This is a genomic window from Streptomyces sp. AcH 505 (assembly GCF_000818175.1).
GTDB lineage: Bacteria > Actinomycetota > Actinomycetes > Streptomycetales > Streptomycetaceae > Streptomyces.
Map to the genome: position 1 here is coordinate 6,237,453 of NZ_JTIY01000001.1, position 19,359 is coordinate 6,256,811.

General features: G+C 70.0%; 16 protein-coding genes and 1 pseudogene. 11 read left to right on the plus strand and 6 right to left on the minus strand.

Annotated elements, in window-relative coordinates:
- Window positions 1–64: 64 nt before the first annotated feature.
- Window positions 65–520 carry a DUF5709 domain-containing protein gene (locus HY68_RS27795; protein ID WP_041997358.1) on the minus strand — a complete coding sequence of 152 codons (456 nt, stop codon included), beginning with the start codon at window positions 518–520 and terminating at the stop codon, window positions 65–67.
- 376 nt (window positions 521–896) lie between these two features.
- Between HY68_RS27795 and HY68_RS27800 the strand changes: the two genes are divergently transcribed.
- From HY68_RS27800 to ligD, 6 genes are all read left to right on the plus strand, one after another.
- Window positions 897–2,219 (plus strand): NAD(P)/FAD-dependent oxidoreductase, encoded by a 1,323-nt coding sequence (locus HY68_RS27800; RefSeq protein WP_041993871.1) that lies wholly within the window; start codon window positions 897–899, stop codon window positions 2,217–2,219.
- A 2-nt stretch (window positions 2,220–2,221) separates the two neighbouring features.
- A complete protein-coding gene (locus HY68_RS27805) occupies window positions 2,222–4,099 on the plus strand; it encodes a transketolase (protein ID WP_041993874.1) in 1,878 nt (625 codons plus the stop codon).
- A 270-nt stretch (window positions 4,100–4,369) separates the two neighbouring features.
- Window positions 4,370–4,648 (plus strand): WhiB family transcriptional regulator, encoded by a 279-nt coding sequence (locus HY68_RS27810; protein ID WP_041997361.1) that lies wholly within the window; start codon window positions 4,370–4,372, stop codon window positions 4,646–4,648.
- Between the two features lie 25 nt (window positions 4,649–4,673).
- Window positions 4,674–6,080 carry an NADP-dependent succinic semialdehyde dehydrogenase gene (locus HY68_RS27815; protein WP_041993877.1) on the plus strand — a complete coding sequence of 469 codons (1,407 nt, stop codon included), beginning with the start codon at window positions 4,674–4,676 and terminating at the stop codon, window positions 6,078–6,080.
- A 35-nt stretch (window positions 6,081–6,115) separates the two neighbouring features.
- Window positions 6,116–8,503 (plus strand): phosphoketolase family protein, encoded by a 2,388-nt coding sequence (locus tag HY68_RS27820; protein ID WP_041993878.1) that lies wholly within the window; start codon window positions 6,116–6,118, stop codon window positions 8,501–8,503.
- Between the two features lie 16 nt (window positions 8,504–8,519).
- Entirely contained in the window at window positions 8,520–9,425 is a 906-nt protein-coding gene (gene ligD / locus HY68_RS27825; RefSeq protein ID WP_041993880.1) for a non-homologous end-joining DNA ligase, read from the plus strand.
- 72 nt (window positions 9,426–9,497) lie between these two features.
- Here the strand turns inward: ligD and HY68_RS27830 are convergent, their stop codons facing one another.
- The gene (locus HY68_RS27830) at window positions 9,498–9,848 is read right to left on the minus strand and encodes a tetratricopeptide repeat protein (protein ID WP_041993882.1); all 351 of its coding nucleotides are present in this window, start codon (window positions 9,846–9,848) and stop codon (window positions 9,498–9,500) included.
- A gap of 116 nt (window positions 9,849–9,964) precedes the next feature.
- Here HY68_RS27830 and HY68_RS27835 point away from each other — a divergent pair, with 116 nt between their 5' ends.
- Window positions 9,965–10,930, plus strand: coding sequence for a pirin family protein (locus HY68_RS27835; RefSeq protein ID WP_041993884.1), 966 nt, complete (start codon window positions 9,965–9,967; stop codon window positions 10,928–10,930).
- Between the two features lie 162 nt (window positions 10,931–11,092).
- Here HY68_RS27835 and HY68_RS27840 read toward each other — a convergent pair whose 3' ends face one another.
- Complete coding sequence (locus tag HY68_RS27840; RefSeq protein WP_041993885.1) at window positions 11,093–11,938, minus strand: universal stress protein; 846 nt, start codon at window positions 11,936–11,938, stop codon at window positions 11,093–11,095.
- A 254-nt stretch (window positions 11,939–12,192) separates the two neighbouring features.
- Here HY68_RS27840 and HY68_RS27845 point away from each other — a divergent pair, with 254 nt between their 5' ends.
- Both HY68_RS27845 and HY68_RS27850 read left to right on the plus strand, forming a co-directional pair.
- Complete coding sequence (locus HY68_RS27845) at window positions 12,193–12,774, plus strand: FAD-dependent oxidoreductase (protein WP_041993887.1); 582 nt, start codon at window positions 12,193–12,195, stop codon at window positions 12,772–12,774.
- Window positions 12,775–12,779: 5 nt separating this feature from the next.
- A pseudogene (locus tag HY68_RS27850) lies at window positions 12,780–13,120 on the plus strand (transposase family protein); the annotation flags it as partial.
- A gap of 69 nt (window positions 13,121–13,189) precedes the next feature.
- Here the strand turns inward: HY68_RS27850 and HY68_RS27855 are convergent.
- The 3 genes from HY68_RS27855 to HY68_RS27865 all read right to left on the minus strand — a co-directional run bounded on the left by HY68_RS27855 (window position 13,190) and on the right by HY68_RS27865 (window position 16,080).
- Window positions 13,190–14,923, minus strand: a complete 1,734-nt coding sequence (locus HY68_RS27855; protein ID WP_041993890.1) for a GAF domain-containing protein — start codon at window positions 14,921–14,923, stop codon at window positions 13,190–13,192.
- 86 nt (window positions 14,924–15,009) lie between these two features.
- Window positions 15,010–15,318: an STAS domain-containing protein gene (locus tag HY68_RS27860; RefSeq protein WP_041993892.1), complete on the minus strand. Its 309-nt coding sequence runs from the start codon at window positions 15,316–15,318 to the stop codon at window positions 15,010–15,012.
- A 66-nt stretch (window positions 15,319–15,384) separates the two neighbouring features.
- On the minus strand, window positions 15,385–16,080 hold the full coding sequence (locus tag HY68_RS27865) for a CBS domain-containing protein (RefSeq protein WP_041993894.1): 696 nt from the start codon (window positions 16,078–16,080) through the stop codon (window positions 15,385–15,387).
- A gap of 244 nt (window positions 16,081–16,324) precedes the next feature.
- On the opposite strand from HY68_RS27865, the gene pflB reads away from it, so the two are divergent.
- Together pflB and pflA are read left to right on the plus strand one after the other, a co-directional pair.
- Window positions 16,325–18,577: a formate C-acetyltransferase gene (gene pflB, locus HY68_RS27870; RefSeq protein WP_041993896.1), complete on the plus strand. Its 2,253-nt coding sequence runs from the start codon at window positions 16,325–16,327 to the stop codon at window positions 18,575–18,577.
- Entirely contained in the window at window positions 18,574–19,338 is a 765-nt protein-coding gene (gene pflA / locus HY68_RS27875) for a pyruvate formate-lyase-activating protein (protein ID WP_041993898.1), read from the plus strand. The genes pflB and pflA overlap by 4 nt, the downstream gene beginning before the upstream one ends.
- Window positions 19,339–19,359 lie beyond the last annotated feature (21 nt).

Genomic DNA, 19,359 nt, shown 5'->3' on the forward strand with positions numbered 1-19,359 from the left:
ACCGTGCCGGCCGTACAGCGGCGGCGCCGCTCGGCCGTCGGCCGTGCTCAGTCGTCGGCCGTGCTCAGTCGTCGTCTGCGTCCGGTACGAGATGGATCGCGGCCTCCTCGGCCGAGGCGGCCGCGCCGTCGATGCCGACATCGCTGGCGATCATGTCCTTCTCCGCGTCCTCGTGGGCGCCCTCGTCGGGCGCCACCAGGCGGCCCGCCCTGGCGTCCCCGACCTCGTCGTCCAGGGCCTCGCCCTCGCCCGGCGTCAGATCGCCGATGCCGTCCCAGTCGGGGTCCTCGTCGTCCGTACGGTCCGGGATCTCCTCGGCGAGCCGCTGGTCCAGCGTCTCGCCCTCGTGCTGTTCCGCCGCCGTGGTACCGGTGTGTTCCACGCCGAGCGGGCGCTCCGGAGGCGACCAGCCCTCGTCGAAGGGGTCGGAGCCACGGTCGACGAGTGTGTCCTCGGTGTCGAGAATGCCCTCGTCGTCCAGCACTTCGGAACCGTCGGGCTGGTAGACATCGTCGGCCATCTCACTGCTGTCGCCGCTCACGTCGCTCTCCTCGCATCGTTCGTCTCCGCAGCCGCACGGCAGTCGCCGTACGGACGTGCCAGTGCCGCTACCCGCCGAGGCGGTCGGCAAGCAACCGATCCCCGGGATCCAGGGACACGACCTGGGGGAGACGAGCCGGCGCGGGGCGTCGCACCCGCTGAATCCACCCTCCCACCAATCATCGGCCTGTCAACCGACGGACCGGCCGCCCTGTTGGGCGGGGGCGTGCGGCGCCTACGGCGGCGGGGGCGGCGGCGCGTACCCGGCAGGGACATTTCCGGTGTTTGGGGCTCTCTCGACTGGGCACCTGGTGGGTCCATCCGTACGACCCCAAAGTCACCGTCCGGAGTCGAACGTGAGCCGAGAACGCATTGTCATCGTGGGAGCGGGATTCGCCGGCTACCAGACCGCCCGGGTGCTGTCCCGGCAGGTACGCGGCCGGGCCGAGATCATCCTGCTCAACCCGACCGACTACTTCCTCTACCTGCCGCTGCTGCCGCAGGTGGCCGCCGGAATCCTGGAACCACGGAGGGTGACGGTCTCGCTGCCGGGGACGCTGCCGCGGGTACGGCTCGTCCTCGGCGAGGCCGACAGCGTCCACCTGGACTCCCGCACGGTCGCCTACACGGACCCCGAGGGCGGGCGCGGCGAGCTGACGTACGACCGGCTCGTCCTGGCCGTCGGCAGCGTCAACAAACTGCTGCCGATCCCCGGCGTCGCCGAATACGCCCACGGCTTCCGTGGCATGCCGGAGGCGCTGTACCTGCGGGACCACGTGACCCGGCAGATCGAGCTGGCCACCGTCCGGGGCAGCGCCGAGGCAGCGGCCCGTGCCACCTTCGTGGTGGTCGGCGCCGGCTACACCGGCACCGAGGTCGCCGCCCAGGGCAAGCTGCTCACCGACGCGCTGGTGCGTCAGCAGCCCGCCTGGCGGCTGAGCCGGCCGCCGCGCTGGCTGCTGCTCGACATCGCGCCGCGCGTGCTGCCCGAGCTGGACCGCCATCTCTCCGCCACCGCCGACCGGGTGCTGCGCAGCCGTGGCGTCGACGTGCGTACCCGTACCTCCGTCAAGGAGGTGACTCCGGCCGGGATCACCCTGGACGACGGCGAGTTCATCGAGACGCACACGCTCATCTGGTGTGTGGGCGTACGCCCCGACCCGCTGGTCTCCGACATCGGCCTGCCCGTCGAGAAGGGCCGGCTCGTCGTCGACCCGTACCTCAACGTCCCTGGCCACCCCGAGGTGTTCGCCTGCGGTGACGCGGCGGCGGTGCCCGATCTCACCAAGCCGGGCGAGATCACCCCGATGACGGCCCAGCACGCCGGACGGCAGGGCAAGGTCGCCGGTGCCAACGTGGCGGCCTCGATCGGCATCGGTCAGCGACGCGCCTACAAACACAACGACTTGGGCTTCGTCGTCGACCTCGGCGGGGTCAAGGCCGCCGCCAACCCGCTCGGTGTGCCGCTGGCAGGACCGCTGGCCGGCGCCGTCACCCGCGGCTACCACCTGGCGGCCATGCCGGGCAACCGCATCCGGGTGGCCGCCGATTGGGCCCTCGACGCGATGCTGCCCCGGCAGGCCGTGCAACTCGGCCTCGTCCGTTCCTGGACGGTGCCCCTGGAGTCGTCCTCCCCCGAACTCGCCAGGGTGCCCGGCGCACCCAGCAAGGAGCGATAAGCATGAAGAGCGGACAACTGACCGAGCTCGGCCAGCAGTTGAGGGTCGACTCGGTACGTGTCGCCGATACGGCAGGATCAGGGCACCCGACCTCCTCGATGTCGGCGGCCGATCTCATGGCGGTGCTGCTCGCGAACCATCTGCACTACGATTTCGACCACCCGGACCACCCGGGCAACGACCGGCTGATCTTCTCCAAGGGGCACGCGTCCCCGTTGCTCTACTCGATGTATCTGGCGGCGGGTGCGATCGGCGAGGACGAGTTCGCCACCTACCGCACCCTGGACAGCCGGCTCGAAGGCCACCCGACGCCCCGGCTGCCGTGGGTCGACGTCGCCACCGGATCGCTCGGCCAGGGCCTGCCCGTCGGTGTCGGCATGGCGCTCGCAGACAAGCGCCTGGGACGCGACCCGTTCCACGTATGGGTGTTGTCCGGTGACAGCGAGATGGCCGAAGGCTCCATCTGGGAGGCCGTCGAGCACGCCTCCGACCAGGGCCTGGACAAGCTGACCCTGATCATCGACGTGAACAGGCTCGGCCAGCGCGGCCCCACCCGCCACCAGCACGACCTCGACGCGTACGGGCGCAGGCTGCGCGCCTTCGGCTGGCACACCGTCGAGATCGACGGCCATGACGTCGAGGCGGTCGAGAAGGCGTACACCGAGGCACTGGCCACCACCGGCCGGCCCACCGCGATCATCGCGCGCACCCTCAAGGGCAAGGGCGTCGCGGCCGTCGAGGACCAGGAGGGCAAGCACGGCAAGCCGCTGCCCGACGCGGAGAGTGCCATCGCCGAGCTGGGCGGCCGCCGCTCGATCCGGGTGCACGCCAACAAGCCCGCCAAGCCCGACGGGCACGGCGAGCAGGCAGGGACCGAGGCGTCCGCCTCTGACACCGGTCAGCGGGGCAGCGGCGAGCTGCCCACGTTCGACATCGGCGAGGAGGTCGCCACCCGTGACGCCTACGGCAAGGCGCTCGCGGCGCTCGGCTACGCGCACGGCGACATCGTCGCCCTGGACGGCGAGGTCAGCGACTCCGACCGCGCCAAGTTCTTCGCCGACGAGCACCCCGAACGGTTCTTCGAGTGCTACATCGCCGAGCAGCAGCTGATCGCGGCGGCCGTCGGGATGCAGGCCCTCGGCCATGTCCCGTACGCGTCGACCTTCGCCGCGTTCCTCACCCGCGCTGCGGACTTCCTGCGGATGGCCGCCGTCAGCCGCGCCTCGATCAACGTCGTCGGCTCGCACGCCGGTGTCTCGATCGGCCAGGACGGCCCGTCCCAGATGGGCCTCGAAGACCTGGCGATGTTCCGCGCCATCCACGGCAGCACGGTCCTGCACCCGTGCGACGCCAACCAGACGGCGCAGCTCGCCGCGACGATGCACGCACTGGCGGGCATCCGCTATCTGCGTACGCTGCGCGGCGAGACCCCCGTCATCTACGGTCCCGACGAGCAGTTCCCCGTCGGCGGCAGCAAGGTGCTGCGCCGCTCGGACGCCGACCAGGTGACGCTCGTGGGCGCCGGTACCACCGTCCACGAGTGCCTGAAGGCCGCCGATCTCCTCGGCGCGGAGGGCATCCCCGTCCGGGTCGTCGACCTGTACTCGGTCAAGCCGGTCGACGAGCGGACGCTCCAGGCGGCGGCCGAAGACACCGGTTGTCTGATCACGGTCGAGGACCATCACCCGGAGGGCGGTATCGGGGACGCCGTCGCCGAGGCGTTCTCCGACGGCCGCCCGGCGCCCAAGCGGTTCGTACGGCTCGCGGTCGGCAACATGCCCGGCTCGGCGACCCCGGAGGAGCAGCTGCGGGCCGCCGGCATCGACGCGGAGTCGATCGCGGCAGGGGTGCGGCTGCTGGTGGAGAAGATCATCCACTGACGCCGCCCCACGGCTTGCCGCGCCGCCCGACCCGGACCACCGGGCCGGGCGGCGCGGTGCGGATACGGGTCTTCGGCGCGACGCGCGTACGGACGCGGATGCAGACAGCGGGACGTTTACCGTTTCGGCGCGCGCCAACGGGTACGCGACGAGGAAGCCACGAAGCGCGAGAGAGGACTGAACCGCATGACCACCCGTCTGACGACAGGCCACAGCCAGACCGACGCCGGTGTCACCGGCTTCGTCCCTGACCCCGACACCTGGGAGTGGCTGCGGCACGCCGCCTGCACCGACGCCGATCCCGAGCTGTTCTTCCCGGTGGGGGAGTCCGGACCCGCCGCCGCCCAGGCGAAGCGCGCCAAGGAGGTGTGCCACGGCTGCCCGGTGGAGGCGCAGTGCCTCGAATGGGCGCTGAACACCGGCCGTACCACCGGCGTCTGGGGCGGTACCGACGAGGACGAGCGGCGCAGGATGCGGCGCAGGACCGACCGCCGCCCGGCGAGCCGGCGCCCCGTGTTGCGAGGCCCCGCAGGTCGCGGAAAGGTCTGACTGTCGAATCGAGAGGAATCGCCCCATGCCCATCGCCACGGTGAATCCCGCCAGCGGAGAGACGCTCCGTACGTTCGAACCGCTGACGGCCGAGGAGATCGAGCGCCGTATCGCGACGGCCCACAGCACCGCGCGGATCTATCGCGGCACCCCGTTCGACGAACGGGCCCGGCTGCTGAACCGCGCTGCCGAGCTGCTGGAGCAGGATGCGCCCGACATCGCCCGCACCATGACGACCGAGATGGGCAAGCCCCTCGCGCAGGCCCGCGCCGAGGCGCTGAAGTGCGCCAAGTCGATGCGCTGGTACGCGGCCAACGCCGAGAAGCTGCTCGCCGACGAACATCCGTCGGACGCCGACGTGAAGGATTCCGGCGGCTCGTACGCCCGCGTCCACTACCGTCCGCTGGGCGTCGTCCTCGCCGTGATGCCGTGGAACTTCCCGCTCTGGCAGGTCGTCCGGTTCGCGGCCCCCGCCCTGATGGCGGGCAACGTGGGACTGCTCAAGCACGCGTCGAACGTGCCGCAGACCGCCCTGTACCTGGAGGAGTTGTTCCTCAGGGCCGGCTTCCCCGACGGCTGCTTCCAGACGCTGCTGGTCGGCTCCGGCGCGATCGAGTCGATCCTGCGCGACGACCGGGTCGCCGCCGCCACGCTCACCGGCAGTGAGCCGGCCGGCCGGTCCGTCGCCGCCATCGCGGGCGACGAGGTCAAGAAGACGGTGCTGGAGCTCGGTGGCAGCGACCCGTACGTGGTCATGCCGTCGGCCGACATCGAGCGGGCGGCGAAGACGGCGGTGACGGCGCGGGTCCAGAACAACGGCCAGTCCTGTATCGCCGCCAAGCGCTTCATCGCGCACGCCGACGTCTACGACGACTTCGCCGCCCGGTTCACCGCGGGGGTGCGGGCGCTGACCGTCGGCGACCCGATGGAGGAGTCCACCGACGTCGGTCCGCTCTCCAGCGAACAGGGGCGTACGGACCTGGCGGAGCTGGTCGACGACGCGGTCGCCAAGGGCGCGACGGTGCTGTGCGGCGGCGGCCGGCCGGCCGGGCTCGACCGGGGCTGGTACTTCGAGCCGACCGTACTCGCCGACATCACCGAGGACATGCGCATCCATCACGAGGAGACCTTCGGCCCGGTCGCCACGCTCTACCGCGCCGCCGATCTCGACGCGGCCGTGAAAATCGCCAACGACACCCCGTTCGGGCTCAGTTCGAACGTCTGGACACGTGACGACGCGGAAGTGGAGCGCTTCGTCAGTGACCTCCAGGCCGGCGGTGTGTTCTTCAACGGTATGACGGCATCCCACCCCGCCTTCCCCTTCGGCGGCGTCAAGCGCTCCGGCTACGGGCGTGAGCTGTCGGGACACGGCATCCGCGAGTTTTGCAACGTGACCACGGTGTGGCACGGCGCAGAACCCGACCAGAGCTGACCGGCGGCCGAACAGGCGCGGGCGAGGAGACGACCATGTACGAGGTGCACACCGACGAAGCGTGGGCGGGGCTCGACGAGAGAGAACTGACGGCGCTCGACGCCCATTGGCGCGCCGCCAACTATCTGGCCGTCGGCCAGATCTACCTGATGGCCAACCCGCTGCTGCTCGAACCACTCGCCGCCGAGCACATCAAGCCCCGGCTGCTCGGCCACTGGGGCACGTCGCCCGGCCTGAACCTCGTACACACACACCTCAACCGGATCATCAAGGCGCGTGACATCGACGCCCTGTGCGTCTGGGGGCCGGGGCACGGCGGCCCCGCCGTGCTGGCCAACTCCTGGCTGGAGGGCACGTATTCGGAGACGTACCCGGACGTCAGCAGGGACAGGGAAGGGATGGAGCGACTGTTCCACCAGTTCTCCTTCCCCGGCGGTGTGCCGAGCCATGTCGCGCCCGAGACACCCGGCTCCATCCACGAGGGCGGGGAGCTGGGTTACTCGCTCGCCCACGCCTACGGCGCCGCGCTGGACAACCCCGACCTGCTGGTCACCTGCGTGATCGGGGACGGCGAGGCGGAGACCGGGCCGCTCGCCACGTCCTGGCACTCGAACAAGTTCCTCGACCCGGTGCACGACGGAGCCGTCCTGCCCGTCCTCCATCTCAACGGGTACAAGATCGCCAATCCGGCCGTGCTCGCACGGCTGCCCGAGGCCGAACTCGACTCGCTGCTGCGGGGATACGGCCACGAGCCGCTGCATGTCACGGGCGACGAACCGCTCGCCGTCCACCGGGCCATGGCCGAGGCGATGGACCGCGCCGTCGACCGCATCGCGCAGATCCAGCACGAAGCGCGCGAGGGCCGCACCACCGAGCGGCCCAACTGGCCGATGATCGTGCTGCGTACGCCCAAGGGCTGGACCGGGCCGCGCGAGGTCGACGGGCTGCCGGTCGAGGGCACCTGGCGCGCGCACCAGGTGCCGCTCAGCGGGGTGCGCACCAACCCGGAGCATCTGGCGCAGCTGGAGGAGTGGCTGCGCTCGTACCGTCCCGACGAACTCTTCGACGCGACGGGCGCGCCGCGCCCCGAGGTACTGGAGTGCGTGCCCGAAGGCGCCCGCAGACTGGGCGCGACGCCGCACGCCAACGGCGGTCTGCTGCTGCGCGAACTGCCGATCCCCGACCTTGAGCGGTACGCGGTGCGCGTCGACAAGCCCGGCACCGTACTCAACGAACCCACCAGGGTGCTGGGCGGCATGCTGGAAGCGATCATGGAAGCCACCGCGGGCCGCAGGGACTTCCGTGTCGTGGGCCCCGACGAGACCGCTTCCAACCGGCTCGAAGCGCTGTACAAGGCCACCGGCAAGGCCTGGCAGGCGCAGACGCTCGACACCGACGAGCACCTGACGCACGACGGCCGGGTCATGGAGGTGCTGTCCGAGCACCTGTGCCAAGGCTGGCTGGAGGGCTATCTGCTGACGGGGCGTCATGGCCTGTTCTCCAGTTACGAGGCGTTCGCCCACATCGTGGACTCGATGGTCAACCAGCACATCAAGTGGCTGCGCACCTCGCGTCGACTGCCCTGGCGGCGCCCCATCGCCTCGCTCAACTACCTGCTGACGTCGCACGTCTGGCGCCAGGACCACAACGGCTTCTCCCACCAGGACCCCGGTTTCGTCGACCACATCCTGAACAAGAGCCCCGAGGTCGTCCGGGTCTACCTGCCGCCGGACACCAACACCCTGCTGTCCGTGGCGGATCACGCGCTGCGCAGCCGGGACTACGTCAATGTCGTCGTCGCGGGCAAGCAGCCCAGCTTCGACTGGCTCACCCTCGACGAGGCACGCGCCCACTGCGCGCGCGGCGCCGGCGTCTGGGACTGGGCGGGCACCGAGGACGGCACCCGCGAGCCGGACGTGGTGCTGGCCTGCGCCGGGGACGTACCCACCCAGGAGGCGATGGCGGCGGCGAGCCTGCTGCGCATCCATCTGCCGGAGCTGGCCGTCCGGTTGGTCAACGTGGTCGACATGGCGCGGCTGCTGCCGCACGACGAGCACCCGCACGGGATGACGGACTCCGAGTACGACTCGATCTTCACCACCGACCGTCCGGTGATCTTCGCGTACCACGGCTACCCGTGGCTGATCCACCGGCTGGCCTACCGCCGCACCGGCCACAGCAATCTGCATGTGCGCGGCTACAAGGAGGAGGGGACGACCACCACCCCGTTCGACATGGTGGTACGCAACGACCTGGACCGCTACCGGCTGGTGATGGACGTGATCGACCGCGTACCGGGCCTGGGCGTACGGGCGGTGGCGGTCCGTCAGGCGATGGCGGACGTCAGGACCCGGCACCACGCGTGGATCCGCGAGCACGGTACGGATCTGCCGGAGGTCGCCGACTGGAAGTGGACAGGCTGAGAAGAGCGGACCGGCGATGAGTGATGCCCTGCGCGTACGGTCGGGACGGCGGACCGTCGAGGTCAACCGTCCCGGCAAGGTGCTGTTCCCCGAACTCGGCCTCACCAAGGCCGACCTGGTGGAGTACTACCGGAGTGTCGCCCGCTGGATGGTGCCCCAGCTCAAGGGCAGACCGCTGATGCTGGAGTGCCACCCGGACGGGGTGGGCGGCCCGCGCTTCATGCGGAAGAACGCCCCGGACAGCTACCCGGACTGGATCCGCAGGGCCGAAGTCACCAAGAAGGGCGGCACGGTGGCCCATCCGGTCTGCGACAACGAGGCGACACTGCTCTATCTCGCGGGACAGGCGTGTCTCACCTTCCACCGCTGGCAGTCACGCGCCGACCGCCCCGACGCCCCCGACCGGCTGGTCTTCGATCTCGACCCGGCCGGCGACGACTTCGAGGCGGTGCGCAAGGCGGCGTTCCAACTGGGCGATCTGCTGGGTGAGTTGAAACTGCCGAGCATGCTGATGACCACCGGCTCCAAGGGCCTGCACGTCGTCGTTCCGCTGGACCGCCGCGCCGGCTTCGACGACGTGCGGGACTTCGCGGCCGAGGTCGCGGCGACCCTCGCGGCCCGTGACCCGGACCGGCTGACCACGGAGGTGCGCACCGAGGCGCGGGAAGGCCGGCTCTACCTCGACATCCAGCGCAACGGCTACGCGCAGACGGCGGTCGCCCCCTTCTCCGTACGCGCGAGGCAGGAGGCGCCCGTCGCCACGCCGATCAGCTGGGACCAGCTCAAGGACCCCGCCGTCACCGCCCGCCGCTGGACGGTGACGAACGTCCTGGAGCAGGCGCGTACCGACCCGTGGGCGGACGTGCCCGCCCGCGGCCGGGCGCTGGGCCCGGCGCGCGAGAGGCTGGCGCGACTGCGCTAGGGAGTGTCCGCGACGTATCGTCGTCCGCCCTTCGAGCCGGACGAGACTTCGCGGACACGACCGAGGACCGCGTCACGCGGTGGCGGTGAACGTACCCGCCAGCGCGTCGGCCAGCCGGAGCTGGGTCGCCGCCTCGGTGTCCCGGCCCTGGCGCTCCAGGGTGCGGCCCAGCATCAGCCGGGCGTAGTGCTCCACCGGATCGCGCTCCAGCACGGCCCGCAGCTCGGTCTCGGCCTTCACCAGGCGCGCCGAGTGGTAGTACGCCCGAGCCAGCAGCAGCCGGGTCGCGACCTGGTCCGGAGCCTCCTCGACGAGCCCGCCGAGGATGCGCGCGGCGGTGCCGTACTCCTTGGCGTCGAAGAACAGCTGCGCACGGTCCCAGCGCTCGGCGGCCGTTCCGTACTCGTAGTACGTGGTCTCCACGTGTCCTCCTCACGATCTGTCCTGCCCGCCATAACACCGGCCTTTGGTTGAACATTCCACTACCAGTCGTCGCCGAAGACTGTCGGCCCGCGCCCGCCGGGCTTAGGTTGGGCCCCATGAGCAATCTCGATCGTCGGGCCGACGTCGCCGTCTCCGGAGGACGCGGATTTGTGGTCGCCGAGCCGGTACGCGAACTGCTGAGCCCGCGCCGCGTGCAGCTGGGGGAGTCCACCGAGGTCCGCAGGCTGCTGCCGAACCTGGGCCGCCGCATGGTGGGAGCGTTCGCCTTCGTCGACCACTACGGCCCCGACGACATCGCGGACGAGCCCGGCATGCAGGTGCCGCCCCACCCGCACATGGGCCTGCAGACCGTGAGCTGGCTGCACGACGGCGAGGTCCTGCACCGCGACAGCCTCGGCAGCCTGCAGACCGTCCGCCCACGCGAGCTGGGCCTGATGACGTCCGGCCGGGCGATCTCCCACTCCGAGGAGAGCCCCCGCCCGCACGCCCGCCTGCTGCACGGCGCCCAGCTCTGGGTGGCGCTCCCCGACGAACACCGCGACACGGAACCGCACTTCGAGCACCACAGCGCCCTGCCCACGGTCACCGCCCCCGGCCTGACGGCGACGGTCATCCTCGGCGACCTGGACGGCGCCACATCCCCGGGCACCACCTACACCCCCCTCACCGCCGCCGACCTGACCCTCACGGCGGGCGCCGGACTGCGACTGCCCCTCAACCCGGACTTCGAGTACGCGGTCCTCGCCATGTCCGGCGAAGCGGCGGTCGACGGCGTCCCCGTACTCCCGGGCTCCATGCTCTACCTGGGCTGCGGCCGCTCGGAACTTCCCCTGCGCGCGGCGACGGACGCGGGCCTGATGCTCCTGGGCGGCGAGCCGTTCGAGGAGGAGATCGTCATGTGGTGGAACTACGTGGCGAGGTCGAACGACGAGATCAACCAGGCCCGCGAAGACTGGATGTCCGGCACCCGCTTCGGCGAGGTCCACGGCTACGCCGGCCCCCGCCTCCCCGCCCCGGATCTCCCCCCGACCCCACTGAAGCCGCGGGGACGGGTGCGCTGACCTCGTCGTTCGCCCGTAGGGTGGGGATTCGCCAAGGCTCACGGTCAGGGGAGTATTACGTACCCTTTGCTGCGGTTGCTGGAGGTTTACCGCGATTAAGGGCATACGGCGAAGACCGCACGGTACGGCAGCCGCGTTCGTGAACGTACCTGTTCCGCCGCCCTAGCCTTCCGGAGCCGGAACGATTGCCACCGGGCACTGCGCGTGGTGCAGCAATGCCCGGGTGAGCGGCTCCAGTTGGATGCGCAGCCGGTTGCGCCGCCGGTGGGCGGCGATCACCACCAGTTCCGCGTCCGCGGTGGCCGCGATGAGGTCGCGGCAAGGCGTGTACCGCACCGGCCGCGTCCCGAACTCACGGCGCGGGTAAGCCAGGCGCGGCGGTTCGACGAACTCTGGGAGTGCCGCCGAGGCTGCTGTCCGGTGCGGGATCCTTTCCTGTGCGGGCACGGTGGGGTGCGGGTCCAGGGTTTCCAGTAGCGCCTGCCGGTATGTCCAGGCGTGCGGTACGTCGATCTGGGCGTGGCGCAGTTCGGCCTCTTCGAAGGCGAACAGCGCGGCGTCAGCGTCGTCGTCGTTCTCCAGAGCGAGCAACACCCCTTCCCTGCGGATGCGCCGAGACGTGTGTCGGGCGTCCGTTCCCTTCATCACGAGCAGCGGTACGTCTGAACGGGCCGCCACCCGATGGCTCACCGAGGGCACCATCAGCCCGGCGAAACCGCCGATCCCGCGGCTGCCGACCACGGTGAGGACTGCGTCGCGGCCCCGTTCGACCAGCACATCGGCCGGGTCGCCGACAACGGCTGTTGTGTTGACGGTGAGGCCGGGGTGGCGCTTGGCGACCCGCGAGGCGGCGGCCCGAAGGATCGGGCCGCCTTCGTCCAAGTCGGCTACGCAGTAGACCACTTCGAGGTCTGCCGTACGCCGCTGCGACTCGATGGCGGCGGCGTCCAGTGCCCCGAAGGACGGGGCTGATCCGTCCACCCCTACGACGACACGTTGTGCGCTCATGCCCGCTCCTTCGGTAATGGGTCCCCGACTCGATCCTGGGGCCCGGCTCCGTGAACGGGTAGGGCCGGCCGAGTCTGGTTTACGGCCCGGTCCGCCCTCGCGGCAGGGCCGTTCGGCTCTCGGCATCGGCCGCCGCACACGGCAGCCTGAAGAAGCGCGGCCTGGTCGGCCTGGCAGGCGCGGTACTGACAGGCGGGAACCTCATCGCGCGACGCCGTGAAAGGCGCCACGCCGACGCACGGAGAGTGAGCCTCGTGGAAGACCACATGGACCCGTACGCAGAACAAAAAACGCACCAGCGCATTGTGATCATCGGTAGCGGCGCCGCGGGTATTCTGGCGGCCAACCGGCTGAGCGCACTCTGCTACGGCGGTGAGTTCCGCATCGTCGTGATCGATCGGATCGACCCGCGCGACCCGGAGCTCGAACTCCTCGTGGCGCTGGGCCTTTACGGGCCGCACGCTATGCAACCGCCCGAGCATCTACGGCTTCGGCAGGGCATCGGCTTCCGTCACGTGGAGGTCGCCTCGGTGGACACCGATCGCGCGGAACTCTGCCTCACGGACGGCACCACCCTCGGCTACGACGCCTTGGTCGTGGCGACCGGCCTGCATCCGCTCCCGTCCGGCCTCGCCGACGGGCACCGTTTTCTCTCTGTCGACCCGCAGACGTTCCGGTCGACGACCATGCGCGAGGTCTTCGCCCTCGGCCCCGTCGTCGGCCCTGCTGCGTCGGCCCGTCCGCGAGCCTTTGTTCAGGCCGAGACTGTGGCCCGGAACATTCGCCGACTGCTGACCGAGGAGGCTGTATCGACGGGCGCGGCTTCCGAGGCCTGAGAGATCCCCTGGCGGACCGGGTGTGGCTGGTGGCCGTGTATTTCGGCACGAACCTCACGATGCGCCAGTTCGCGCCGTTGTTCGGCTGCTCGCCGACGACCGTGTGCGGGGTGAACCAGCAGCTGCGGCCACTGCTTGCGGTCGAGCCGGCCGCCCGCCCGGCCGACGCGGTCGACCGGTTGTGGACCGTGGACGGCACCTTGATCCCGGTACGGGACCGGAAGGTCGGTGCCTCGTCGCGCAGCTACCGGTTCTCGGCGAAGGTGCAGGTCATCATCGACGCCGACACCAAACTCGTCGTCTCCGCGGGCCGCCGCGCCCAGCGCCGGGCAACAGCGCGGATGCGATGGCCGTAGGACCTGACCGGCCACAATCTCGTCCCGACGGGCACGGACACAACCGTCTGAAACAGGCTTCAGGCGGGTCCGGCGTGGTCTGCTGCCACTGGAACGCACCAGACCAGGCGCGCACCGCCCTGGGTGCCGGTTCGAATGTCCATGGTGCCGTCGTGGCGCTCGGCCCGTACCGCGAGGTTGTCGAGGCCGCTTCGCCTGCTGCCGGCGGCCACGCCGACTCCGTTGTCGACAACGGTGATGGTCAGGGTCCCGGATCTGACGGCGAACGAAACACCGGCAGTCGTGGCCCTCGCGTGGCGTGAGACGTTGGAAAGAGTTTCGGCCAGGACGGCGATGGCGTCGTCCGCGACTGCCGAGGGCACGTCGGTGTCGATGAGCCCTTCCATGCTGAGCGCCGGGGTGAAGCCGAGCGTACGGGCGGCCTGCGCCACCGCCGCCGACACCCGTACCCGCAGGCTTTGGGAGGCTCGGCCGGATTCGTGGACCCGCAGTCCGAAGATGGTCGATCGTATGATCTTGATGGTCTCGTCCAGATCGTCCACAGCCCGCGCCAGCCGCTCGCTCGCCTCGGGGTGCTGGACGAACCGCGCGGCGCTCTGGAGCGTCATCCCCGTCGCGAACAGCCTCTGGATGGCAAGATCGTGAAGGTCGCGGGCGATCCGGTCGCGGTCCTCCAGCAGCGCCAACTGTTCTGCTCCGCGGCGTCGTTCGGCAAGTTCGAGTGCCAGCGCAGCGTGGCCGGCGAAGCTGAGCAGCGGCGACGCCTCGCCTTCGGTGAATTCGGCTGAGCCCTCCTTGCGTGCGAGCATCAGCACGCCGCGTGCCTTTTCGCCGGCCACCATGGGCACCGCCACCACCGGCCCGAGCCCTTGCCAGCGCGGGGGGCCCACGGTGACCCTGGGATCTGTGGTGATGTGTGTCGTGGTGATCGGTCGGCCGACGGACATCGCGGTCCCCATGAAGGAGCCCTCGCCCGGTAGTACCAGCCCCCGATGGTTCTCGGCGTCGACGCCCATCGCGATCATCACTTGCAGGTCTGTGCCGCCCGGTACGGGGAGCGCGACGACGCCCAGGTCCGCGTGGAGGATGCGGCGGCCGTGGTCGACGATCAGTTCCAGTACCGGTGTTTCGTCGGCGCCTGACAGCAGCTCGCTGACGACCTCGGCGTTCGCCTCCATCCACCGCCGGCTTTCACGGGCCTTTTTGTACAGTCGGGCGTTCTCGATGGCGATTCCGGCCGCGACAGCCAGGGTGGTCAGCAGACTCTCGTCCTCGGCGTCGAATTCGCGGCCGCCCCGTTTTTCGGTCAGGTAGATGTTGCCGAAAGCCATGTCCCGTACCCGGATCGGGACGCCGAGGAACGTACGCATCGGCGGATGGTTCTCCGGGAGTCCGTATGACGCCGGGTGCGCGGAAAGCTCTGGCAGGCGCAGGGTTTCCGGGTGGCGGATCAGCTCTCCCAGGATTCCGTGTCCCGAGGGAAGCGGTCCGATCCTCAGCGCCTGTTCGTCGGAGACTCCGACAGTCAGGAACTCGGACAGTTGGGCGTCGTCGCCGATCACACCCAGCGCACCGTACTCCGCATCGACCAGGACGACGGCGGTCTCCACGATCCGTCTGAGCACGTGGGGCAGATCCAGTTCCCGCCCGACCGACAGCACTGCCTCCAGCAAGCTGTGCACCCGGTCGCGCGTCCCGCGCACCGTGTCGACCCGAAGCTGAGGCTCTTCGAGGAGTTCGCCCGGCCGTGATCTGGGCAGTTGTCCGCCGGTCTCCGTGCTGTTCTCGCTCAACGGTCCTCCACCGGTGCCGAAGCACCACCTTGTGAACCTGTCCCCCTATGCGTGCGGTACGCCTGATCGCCGGCACGTTTCCCGCGTCATCCGATCAGGGCAGGGACTTCGTGCGGCAGGTCCGCGACCGTGTCGAAGACCTCGGCCAGTCCGGTCAGGCGCAGCAGCCGCAGCACGGCGGAGTCGTTCACGACGAGCCGGATACCGCCACCGCCGCGCAGGAGACGCTTGCGCGCGCGGCACAGCACCGACAGCCCGCTGCAGTCCATGAATGTCACCGGGCGCAGGTCCACGACCAACTCGGTGCGCGGACGGGCGGTTGCCGCGTCGAGTTGAGCGGACACTTCCGGTGCGGTGAACAGGTCGATCTCGCCCTGCAATGTCAGCACTTCCATGGCAGTTCGTTCCGTTCCAGGTTCATGAGCAAAGCGGGCCTGGTCGCTACGGTTTCCGCCGCGGTGTCACGGTGACTGTTCGACATGACTGGCGGGTCCGTGAGCGGTGGCCGATGTGAGCACGTCGTCGGTGCGAAATCTGAGTTCACCTGTCACTTCGACGACACCGTCGACGCTCTCGCAGAGCCGGATCACGAAGGGGATCTGGCTGCGGCTCTGGACGACGCCGACCAGGGTCACCCGCCCGTCGACGACACGGACGGCCACGTCGGTGGGGGTGATCCCCAAGGTGCGGTCGAGGACGTCCCCGCTGATCTCCTCGCGGATCGCGTGGTCATGACGCAGGAAAACCCGCAGCAGATCAGCTCGGCTGACTATGCCGACCAGCCGGCCGGCCTCGTCCACGACCGGTAGGCGCTTGACCTTGCGGCTGTCCATGACCCGCGCCGTCCGGACGACCGTCCAGTGGCGCTCGGCCACGACTGCGGGGCTGGTCATCAGGCGGCCCGCAGTGGTCGCCGCGGCACGGTCGCCGGAGGTTGGGCGAACGGACAGCGACCCGACCGGATCCGGTCGGCCGGCCTCGGCGCGCAACAGGTCCGCTTCGGACACCACGCCCACCGGGTGATCGGTGCCGTCCACGACGGGCACCGCGCTGATGTCGTACTCACCCAGCAGCTTGACGATCTCCTTGAAGGGCGTGTCGACGCGTGCCCGTGCCACTGAAACGGTCATCAAGTCGCCCACGGTGCGGTACCTCATGATGCTGCCTTCCTGCCGGCGTGCGGGACCTTTCCCGCACTGTCCGTCATCGCCCCCATCCGGCATAAGGGCCGATCGGGGCAGCACCCCGGGACCCAAGGGGTACGCGGACGGCTACGCCCGGCAGACGGGACACGGGGTCCGACCGGCCCACCGGTTCGGCACCCGGCGGCCCTGCCGTCGCCCGCCCATCGCGACCAGGATCGGCACAGCAGTGACGGGCAACGTGAAATGGACGACTGCGATGACTGTGACACCCGAATCCCGCACCGAGCCGTGGACCGCGACATGGCGAGGGCAGCTTTGGCGCGACCGCGTCGACGTCCGCGACTTCATCCAGGCCAACTACACGCCGTACGAGGGCGGCCCCGCGTTCCTGAGCGGCCCGACCGACCGTACCCTCGCGGTGTGGGCAGGGGTCTCGGCCCTCTACCCGGAGGAGCGTGCCCGGGGCATCCTCGACGTCGATGCGGCCACCCCCTCGACCATCACCTCGCACGCCCCCGGATACATCGACCGCGACCGCGAACTGATCGTCGGCCTGCAGACCGACGCCCCGCTCAAGCGCGCGATCATGCCGAACGGCGGTCTGCGCATGGTCGAGAACAGCCTGCGCGCGTACGGCTACGAGCCCGACCCGTTCGTGACCAAGGTGTTCGGCACCTACCGCAAGACGCACAACGACGGGGTCTTCGACGCCTATACGCCCGAGATGCGCCGCGCCCGCAAAGCGGGCCTCATCACCGGCCTGCCCGATGCCTACGGCCGCGGCCGGATCATCGGCGACTACCGCCGCGTCGCCCTCTACGGCACCGCCCGCCTGGTCGAGGTCAAGCGGGCCGAGCGTGCCCTGCTCGACGAGCGACCGTCCACAGCCGACGTCATCCGCGACCGCGAGGAACTGGCCGAGCAGATCCGGGCGCTGGGCGAGCTGGACCAGATGGCCGCTGCTTACGGCTGCGACGTTACCCGCCCCGCAGCCACCGGCCGCGAGGCCATCCAGTGGCTCTACCTCGGCTACCTCGCCGCGGTGAAGGAGCAGAACGGCGCGGCGATGTCACTGGGCCGGACCTCCACCTTCCTGGACGTCTACCTCCAGCGGGACCTCGACGCCGGCAACATCGACGAGACGGGTGCGCAGGAGCTGATCGACGACTTCGTCATCAAGCTGCGGATCGTCCGCTTCCTGCGCACACCCGAGTACGACGCGCTCTTCTCAGGTGACCCGACCTGGGTCACCGAGGCCGTCGGCGGAATGGGGACCGACGGCCGTACCCTGGTCACCCGTACCTCCTTCCGCATCCTGCAGACCCTCTACAACCTCGGCCCCGCGCCTGAACCCAACCTGACCGTGCTCTGGTCACCATGGCTCCCGGAGGGCTTCAAGCGGTTCTGCGCCCAGGTCTCCATCGATACCAGCGCCATCCAGTACGAGTCCGACGACCTGATGCGGCCGCGTACCGGCGACGACACCGCCATCGCCTGTTGCGTATCCGCCATGGCGGTGGGAAAGCAGATGCAGTTCTTCGGGGCCCGGGTCAACCTCGCCAAGGCCCTGCTCTACGCGATCAACGGCGGTCGCGACGAGAGGACCGGCGAGCAGATCAGCCCGCCGACGCAGCCGCTCACCGGTGAGTATCTCGACTACGACGAGCTGTCCGCCGCGTACGACCGCACACTGGACTGGCTGGCCGCCACCTACGTCGACGCGCTCAACGTCATCCACTACATGCACGACAAGTACGCCTACGAGCGGCTGGAAATGGCTTTGCACGACTACCCGGTGCACCGCTTCATGGCCTGCGGCATCGCCGGCCTGTCCGTCGCCGCCGACAGCCTGTCCGCCGTCAAGTACGCCCGGGTCAAGGTGATCCGGGACACGACCGGCCTGGCGGTGCGCTACGAGATCGCGGGCGACTGGCCCGCGTACGGCAACAACGACGACCGTGCGGACGACCTCGCAGTGGGCCTGGTCGAGTCGTTCATGGCCAAGATCTCCCGCCACCCGACGTACCGCGGCGCCGAGCACACCCAATCGGTGCTCACCATCACCTCCAACGTCGTCTACGGCGCGCACACCGGCAACACTCCCGACGGGCGCCCCGCAGGTGCACCCTTCGCCCCGGGCGCCAACCCGATGAACGGGCGGGACCTCCACGGGGTGATCGCCTCCGCGATGTCGGTCGCCAAGATCCCGTACGACAAGGCTCGTGACGGGATCTCCCTGACGTCCACCATCACCCCGGAGGGACTGGGCCACGACCCCGCCGAACGCGCGGGGAACCTGGTGGGCATCCTCGACGGATTCACGGCTGCCGGCGGCTTCCACCTCAATGTCAACGTCCTGGACCGGGTCACCCTCGAAGACGCCATGGAGCACCCCGAGAAGTATCCGGACCTGACCATCCGGGTCTCCGGATACGCCGTGAACTTCGTCCGCCTCACCCGCGAGCAGCAATACGACGTCCTCAGCCGCACCTTCCACGGCGCCCGATGAGCACCGGCCCCGGAACTCGGGCCGTCCGTACCGGGATCGGCGGGCGGATCCACTCATGGGACGTGTCGACCGGCGTGGACGGCCCCGGCACCCGGTTCGTACTCTTCCTCAGCGGTTGCCCTCTGCGCTGCCTGTACTGCCAGAACCCCGACACATGGCACATGCGCGAAGGCCGGCGCGCCACGGTGGACGAGGTCATGGCAGAGATCACGAAGTACCGGGACTTCCTGACGACCGCCGGTGGCGGAGTCACCCTCAGCGGCGGCGAGCCGCTGCTCCAGTCAGCCTTCACCGCCGAGGTGTTCCACCGCTGCCGCGAACTGGGCCTGCACACCGCGCTGGACACCTCCGGCTCCCTCGGCGCCCGCGCGACCGACGACCTGCTCGCCGACACCGACCTGGTCCTGCTCGACATCAAAGCCTTCGACATTCCGACCTACCGCAGGCTCACCGGCGGTTGCCTGGCCCCCACACTCACCTTCGCCACCCGCCTCAACAAGCTCGGTGTCCCGGCCCGGATCCGCTACGTCCTCGTCCCAGGCTGGACAGACGACCGGCGCGCGATCGACGGTCTGGCCGCCTTCGCCGCCGGGCTCGGCAACGTCGAATGCGTTGACGTCCTGCCGTTCCACAAACTCGGCACCATCAAGTACGAGGCCCTCGGCCTCTCGTTCCCCCTCCGCGACACCCCCGTACCCGACCCCGCGCTCATCGAACGAGTACGCGGCCAGTTCCGCGAGCACGGTCTGCCGGCGATCTGACCTTCCGGCACGGGGCGCGGG